This is a genomic window from Metalysinibacillus jejuensis, from assembly GCF_003057615.1.
Lineage (GTDB): Bacteria > Bacillota > Bacilli > Bacillales_A > Planococcaceae > Metalysinibacillus > Metalysinibacillus jejuensis.
In genome coordinates, this window is record NZ_QAFW01000085.1 from 1 (window position 1) to 4,751 (window position 4,751).

A 4,751-nucleotide genomic window follows, 5' to 3' on the forward strand; every position below is an offset into this window, starting at 1 on the left:
AGGGCGATTCTTACCGTATGGAGGAGAAGAAAAAAGCGGGAATTTTCCCGCTGCCTCACACGGTTAAAACAGAAAAGTGAGGAATTTTATTCCGATATTTTTGGGGAATTTTAAGCCGATATTGACATGGAAAATTGATACGGGATAAAAATGAAGAAACAATGGTCGTATTTTGGTGTATCATTTATGGACGTGTGGACTATCGTTTTCAAGAAGCATAAAATATCCTATTATTTATGCCGACCCGCCTTGGCAATATCGCCAGAAAAAAGGACAAGGTGTCGCAGAAAACCATTATCAAACAATGGATATTAATGATATATGTAACTTACCCATCGAGAGGCTGGGACAAAACCCTGCTTATAAATGAAAAGCCATTGAACTTTTACGCCATGTAAAAGTTCAATGGCTTTGATTTTTGTAGTTAAAAAAAGAACACCTTCTGTTAAAATAAAGTCACCAAAACAAAATCCAACAGAAAGAAGTGTTCTTATGTTTAAAAATTATACAATGTGAAACACTTGAGGATGTGAAGCGAGAAGTAAAAAGCTATATGACCTATTACAATCATTATCGAGGGCAATGGAATTTAAAAAAGCTAACGCCTGTAAAATACAGACAGCAGCTCCAACAAGTTGCCTAACCTTTTTCAAAATGTCCTTTACAAAGGGTACACTTTATACTTGAAGATACCTTTTTCTCTTTCCTAACTTGAAATATTATGGGTATCTTGCATGTTTAATTTTGCTGGGGTTGCTGGTTTATCAAGCTGTTTCATTAACATATCAATGGCAATATCAGTTAAGCTACTAGATTCAGATTCAATGCCCTCCATGTTTGGTGGCTGCTTAAATTTCATAATAAGCTTTTCTTCTCCATTTGGCTTCACAACATATTTACATACATAACCATTTTCAATCCTAACTTCAAGTTTCGGTTTGTTATTTTTATTTCTTCGTTCTCTGCTACCCTAGCATAATTCAAAGAACTAGAATAAGATTGAATTCTCATAATAAAAATCCTTTCTTTGTATGGATTTTTTGTAAAAAAAGAATTAAATGCTATGATAAACAAAAGGTTTAATTTAGCATAACCATACCATTATTATACACATCCCACTAATACATGGGAGGTTTTTTATAATGAAATTTCGTTCAGCTTTTTTAACAACAGTCGTAGCTTTAGGTATTTTAGGTATTGGATTTGACACTACTAGCGAAATGAATATGCTTCAATCACACACTATCCATATTAAAAAAATAGAGTAACAAAGGAGGCATCTTCAAAATACACTTTGGTTTGCCCTCTGCTACTCTCTTAATGTTTATTTTTCTAATTGTTGCAAAATATTCAGTATTTTTGTTTTTGCAGAATGACCTACTAAATTTCCAAATTGAAGGTCTTTTTGTGCACGTGCACCAAATTCAGCAATCCAATCTCTTCGACCCGATTTATCTGTAGCTGTTTCATACAAGCTGAAATTAGAGGAAACAGATATTGACGCATATTGTTTGATGTCATTGGCAGCTCTGTCATAATCAAATGTCAAGATGGCTACATCCTTACCAGAAATTGCACCTGCTTGATGGAGTATGCTTGCGATTTCTTTCATTTCATCAAATGTGGCATTTCGCACATCATATGTTTCTGAAAGTTCTTCCCAAACATTTTCATTTACAGCAGGAGGTATTGTGTTACTTTCTTCTTGAATTGAAAATGAAGCTTGCTGTGATGGTGTTTCCACACGCTGACTAGCAGTGTACCAAGAGCCAAGTTGTTGAGCAGTAATTGCGTTTACCATCTTATTACCGTCCTTCTCTAGTATAGTTTACTTAATATACATTGAATCAAACATTTTATTCCATGGAGAATTCGTGGATTTATTTTCATAATAGAAAGAACCATTCTCATACCCACTAGCATCCCAGAAAATATACCATCCATCTACAATGTTATCACCATTAAGGTCGATATACTGATTATCAATCTGTGTTAAATTAGCATTATTCATTGTCGCTTTACGAAGATACCCATAGCCAAGCTCAGCAGTTACGATTACTAATTCTTCTCCACCATGGTCTATGTTTGATGATAACTGATTTGGATTAAAATATTCAAAAGCGCCATAGTTAGTAGACCACGCTGCATAAACCTCTACATAACTTAAAGGTGGGGCAGAAGCATAAGGTGTAACACTTAAAGTATTACTTATTTTTTTCTGTTGTTCATACTCCTCAGGTGTTATATCAACAAACTGTGCGTTTGGATAGTCGGATTTAATAGATTCTAGTACATGTTCTTTGAACGAGTTTACTTGTAATGTATCCATTGTTTTTTCAGAATTTGCGGAAGCAATTTCATTTGTTGCAAATAAAGAAAGTGAAAGTGCAGCACTAGCTGCCAAAGTAATAAATTTTTTCATTTTTATTCCTCCATAGTATATAATTGATTTTAACTGCTAGATAAATCTGATAGTAAATTGAACTTTAAAGGTATTGTAGATTTGTAACTAATTTCAAATTGCGTTGGTGTACTAATAGCTAGGTAATACACGCCACTAAAAGGTAAAAAGTACATTCACATTAGAATTGTCAAAATCTGAATCCATCTGAGAACCAGAACCATTCTACTTAAACAGAGCAATGTTCGTTGTATCCCATGTAAAAATAGATTTATCAGTTAATCTTCTGTATCTACCGTTTGTAATGTTCCTTGTGAATAAGTAAATGATTTACCATTAATAGTAAACGATTGGCTTAAGTCAAGCCCTATCCCTTTAGCGAATTTAGGGAAGTGTTGTTTAAACATTACATCATCATTCATACTAGCCACAGATTTTTTTCCTTCTGCTAACCGAGAAAGGCTCATAAAGACAGCCACAAGTTCATTGGCTTCTTGACGTTCAGGTAGTGAGTAGGATTGTCGCATTTTAAGTGCTGCTTCTTGCTCTGGTGTTACAATGGACGAACCTGGAACTTTCCATATTTTAGGGCTAAAATTCGAGTTGAATCCTCCGCTTGCTAAAGGCGTACCATTCAAAGGTTTTCCATTTACTGTTCCTAAATTATAGTAAACACCTGCTACAATATTAATAGAATTTGTTTGTTTGTTGACAAGTTGAATTGGAATTGCCCCTTGATAAATAGAATTGCTAGATTGTATGAATTCTGCATATTCTTTACGTGAGGTTTCAATCTCAGCTTTTTTAGAATCTATTTCACCTTCTGCTATTTTAAAGGGTTGAGAGATTTGATTGGTTTGAAAATTAGCAACCCAACCTAGATTCTGTATTGAATTCACTATAACTGTCATCGGTTATTCCTCCTTTAAATTAACCAATGTTACTTCTTGTTTTTCAACAAGGCTATCTTTATCAACAAGAATTCCATTAGGTGATTCATTTAACATAAACGAACCAGATTTCGCACTCATAGAATCTTGCCATAATATAGTTAAAACAGGCTGTATATAACCTGAGCTGTTGAATTTTGATGATTTGAAGCTAGTAAACCATATTTGTTTTACAGGTTGACCATCAAAGTTATAGTTGTAAAAACCTGAGTCCATCCAATCACCAGCTCCACTTTGTATAAATAAAGCAACATTTGTTGTGCTATAAGTCATCCCACAGCTTGTACAAATACTCCAATTTAATTTAGCTGCTGTCACAACCGCTGTATCAGGAATAGAGCTTACATTTCTTAAATCCCAAAAACCATCCTCTGACCATTGATTAAGACTATAGGCATAGATAGTGGACGGTGAACTTGCACCAACGCTGTAAGTAGTTGCTGCGGCTGCGTTTTGTGGCATAATTAATACTAAAAACAATGCAAAAATTGAGAAAAATGAAGTTAATTTTTTCATAATAAGATTCTCCTTTTAATTGAATTATAGTTTAAGTTTCAAAATCCCTAATAGTGCTGATGTATCCTTAACTTAAAAATTAAACTGTCCCCTAACATTGATACTTATTATATTTGTAGAGGACGTACCACGATAAGTTAATACTCACTCGCCACTAAAAGTAACAAAAATAAAGCTACAACTAACTATTAACTATCTATTAAAATTAGATATCACCCCTACCAAAGTATTTAAATAGTATTAAAACTTTCATTCACATACCAAGATTAAATAATTATTTAAAGATTAAACTGTCCATATACACTGATAGTTGTTGTATTTGTAGATACAGAACGAATAGCAACGTAATACTCGCCACTAGGAGCAGTTGATGGTAAGACAATCGAACCACCAATCTGACTTCCACCTGTACGTTCACTTGACCAATATCTAGTACCTGTAGCCACATTAATTAGCCCTATTTGAATTTTCTGATTTGATGGACTCCATGTAACATTTGTGATATTCACCTTTCCTTCCTTTGGGAGATAATACGATTGATTTGATTTGATAAACTCATTTACACCTAATGAGGAAGAAGAAATACTAAAACTTAAAAAAGGAACTACTTCTTTACTAGATACCTCTTCAATAATAAAATTACTTTCTTCTACAGATTCGACTGTTAAAATTTCATTTTCTAACTCGCTTGATGGACTTTCCATAGCACCTACTGAATCATGACCTAGCCATATCACCAATGTTAGACTAAACATAGCTATATATACGGTGAAAGAAAATTAGAGTTTCAAGCACAGCCTATTCACCGTATTTTCAGGTGTTTGATTAATCATTTGGATAAAGCCTTGGACAGCACGTTGAATCTTTCCGACATTTGAGTAAAA

Annotated in this window: 7 protein-coding genes and 1 pseudogene; 2 read left to right on the forward strand and 6 right to left on the reverse strand. The window is 33.8% G+C overall.

Features of this window, described 5'->3' with window-relative positions; all coding sequences use genetic code 11:
- Positions 1-511: 511 nt before the first annotated feature.
- Positions 512-643: pseudogene (locus tag DDE80_RS13705) on the forward strand (IS3 family transposase); the annotation flags it as partial.
- Between the two features lie 63 nt (positions 644-706).
- Here the strand turns inward: DDE80_RS13705 and DDE80_RS15085 are convergent.
- Positions 707-889 carry a hypothetical protein gene (locus DDE80_RS15085; RefSeq protein WP_153060917.1) on the reverse strand — a complete coding sequence of 61 codons (183 nt, stop codon included), beginning with the start codon at positions 887-889 and terminating at the stop codon, positions 707-709.
- 253 nt (positions 890-1,142) lie between these two features.
- Here DDE80_RS15085 and DDE80_RS15635 point away from each other — a divergent pair, with 253 nt between their 5' ends.
- A complete protein-coding gene (locus DDE80_RS15635; RefSeq protein WP_282432403.1) occupies positions 1,143-1,268 on the forward strand; it encodes a hypothetical protein in 126 nt (41 codons plus the stop codon).
- A gap of 56 nt (positions 1,269-1,324) precedes the next feature.
- On the opposite strand, the gene DDE80_RS13710 is transcribed toward DDE80_RS15635, so the two are convergent.
- From DDE80_RS13710 to DDE80_RS13730, 5 genes are all read right to left on the reverse strand, one after another.
- Positions 1,325-1,801: a hypothetical protein gene (locus DDE80_RS13710; RefSeq protein WP_108308469.1), complete on the reverse strand. Its 477-nt coding sequence runs from the start codon at positions 1,799-1,801 to the stop codon at positions 1,325-1,327.
- A gap of 27 nt (positions 1,802-1,828) precedes the next feature.
- Positions 1,829-2,422 carry a DUF4879 domain-containing protein gene (locus DDE80_RS13715; RefSeq protein WP_108308470.1) on the reverse strand — a complete coding sequence of 198 codons (594 nt, stop codon included), beginning with the start codon at positions 2,420-2,422 and terminating at the stop codon, positions 1,829-1,831.
- 257 nt (positions 2,423-2,679) lie between these two features.
- Positions 2,680-3,312, reverse strand: coding sequence for a hypothetical protein (locus tag DDE80_RS13720; RefSeq protein ID WP_108308472.1), 633 nt, complete (start codon positions 3,310-3,312; stop codon positions 2,680-2,682).
- A 3-nt stretch (positions 3,313-3,315) separates the two neighbouring features.
- The gene (locus DDE80_RS13725; protein WP_108308474.1) at positions 3,316-3,867 is read right to left on the reverse strand and encodes a hypothetical protein; all 552 of its coding nucleotides are present in this window, start codon (positions 3,865-3,867) and stop codon (positions 3,316-3,318) included.
- Positions 3,868-4,145: 278 nt separating this feature from the next.
- Positions 4,146-4,571 (reverse strand): hypothetical protein, encoded by a 426-nt coding sequence (locus DDE80_RS13730; protein WP_108308475.1) that lies wholly within the window; start codon positions 4,569-4,571, stop codon positions 4,146-4,148.
- Positions 4,572-4,751 lie beyond the last annotated feature (180 nt).

What these genes read in the sequence shown, in the direction of transcription:
- DDE80_RS13715 (WP_108308470.1), bottom strand. Translation starts at nt 2,422, where the DNA reads ATGAAAAAATTTATTACTTTGGCAGCTAGTGCTGCACTTTCACTTTCT.
- DDE80_RS13710 (WP_108308469.1), bottom strand. Translation starts at nt 1,801, where the DNA reads ATGGTAAACGCAATTACTGCTCAACAACTTGGCTCTTGGTACACTGCT.
- DDE80_RS15635 (WP_282432403.1), top strand. Translation starts at nt 1,143, where the DNA reads ATGAAATTTCGTTCAGCTTTTTTAACAACAGTCGTAGCTTTAGGTATT.
- DDE80_RS13725 (WP_108308474.1), bottom strand. Translation starts at nt 3,867, where the DNA reads ATGAAAAAATTAACTTCATTTTTCTCAATTTTTGCATTGTTTTTAGTA.
- DDE80_RS13730 (WP_108308475.1), bottom strand. Translation starts at nt 4,571, where the DNA reads ATGGAAAGTCCATCAAGCGAGTTAGAAAATGAAATTTTAACAGTCGAA.
- DDE80_RS13720 (WP_108308472.1), bottom strand. Translation starts at nt 3,312, where the DNA reads ATGACAGTTATAGTGAATTCAATACAGAATCTAGGTTGGGTTGCTAAT.